Source organism: Wolbachia endosymbiont of Nomada ferruginata, from assembly GCF_001675785.1.
GTDB classification, from domain to species: Bacteria; Pseudomonadota; Alphaproteobacteria; order Rickettsiales; family Anaplasmataceae; genus Wolbachia; species Wolbachia pipientis.
In genome coordinates this window covers 1-279 of record NZ_LYUY01000215.1, presented here as the reverse complement: position 1 = coordinate 279, position 279 = coordinate 1, and the positions used below count along the sequence as shown (strand labels likewise).

The 279-nt window shown below is 36.9% G+C and carries 1 pseudogene; it reads left to right on the top strand.

Annotated elements, in window-relative coordinates:
- A pseudogene (locus BA053_RS06465) lies at window positions 1–279 on the top strand (MFS transporter); the annotation flags it as partial.

Genomic DNA, 279 nt, shown 5'->3' with positions numbered 1-279 from the left:
ATCAGCAAGAATGGCCAGCTTATCTATAATTATAGGAATTTTGGGAGGGATATGTGGCGGATTACCTTTAGACTTCTTACTCGATAAATTTGGCTGGAATTATGTTATCTATACCTTCTCAGCATTTGGGTGTTTACTTGCTCTGTTGCTGTTCTTAGTAACGCCTGAAAGCAATGCTCAACAGGAAAAAGTTAGCATTAGAGACTTAAAAAACATACTTTTCAACAAGCATATTATTCTAATTAGCTTTTTTGGTGGACTCATGGTCGGTCCAATGCA